Annotated in this window: 2 protein-coding genes; both read left to right on the top strand. The window is 63.0% G+C overall.

The annotated features are described in order from the left end of the window. The coding region (locus EN935_RS38475) for an HpcH/HpaI aldolase/citrate lyase family protein (RefSeq protein WP_164771850.1) at positions 1-280 on the top strand (280 nt) is incomplete at its 5' end. 25 nt (positions 281-305) lie between these two features. Next, positions 306-790, top strand: a 485-nt coding sequence (locus tag EN935_RS38470; protein ID WP_164771849.1) for an MmgE/PrpD family protein, incomplete at its 3' end; no start/stop codon positions are given.

Here is a 790-nt window from a genome sequence, read left to right as displayed (position 1 = left end):
GATCGACGGCGTGACGACCGACCTGAGCAGTCCCGAAATCACCGAAGATGACGCACGCCATGCCATGAAGATGGGTTTCGGCGGCAAGATGGCTGTTCACCCGAGGCAGATCGAGCCGATTCGCAATGGCTTTCGCCCGAGCGAAAATGAAATCACATGGGCACGCGACATCATTGGCGCAGCCTCATCCGGCGAAGCCAGCCAGGTCAACGGCGAGATGGTGGATCGGCCGGTGATCGAACGTGCAAGGCAGGTGCTGCGCCGAGCCGCTTTGGTCTAAAGGGCATGCAGAGGAGGAGCAACAGATGAGCACGGACACCGCCGACTGGCCGACCGCCAGGCTCTGCGCCTTCATTGCCGCACTCGACTTCGAACAAATTCCGCCCCGCGTCGTTCATTTCGCGCAAGGACTGATGATCGACTGGATCGGCTCGGCGCTGGCCGGCAAGGGCGCGCACCAGGTCGAGATGATTGATGGCTTTGCGCGCGCGATGGGGCCGGCGGACGGCCCAAGCACCATCATCCCGACGCGGCGGCGCACCAGCCCCTATTTTGCGGCGATGGTCAACGCCGCGGCCTCCCATGTCGTGGAACAGGACGACGTTCACAACGGCTCGGTCTTTCATCCGGCGGCAGTGATCTTTCCGGCCGTCCTGGCGGTTGCCGAGGCCGAGAACAAGTCCGGCCGCGACATCCTGACGGCCTGCATAGCCGGTTACGAGACGGGTATTCGTGTTGGCGAGTTCCTCGGAAGCTCGCACTACGAGATATTCCACACCACCGGCACGGC

This window comes from Mesorhizobium sp. M7D.F.Ca.US.004.03.1.1 (genome assembly GCF_003998635.1).
GTDB classification, from domain to species: Bacteria; Pseudomonadota; Alphaproteobacteria; order Rhizobiales; family Rhizobiaceae; genus Mesorhizobium; species Mesorhizobium loti.
Note: the sequence above shows the minus strand (reverse complement) of the source record. Positions and strands in the feature narration are given on the sequence as shown.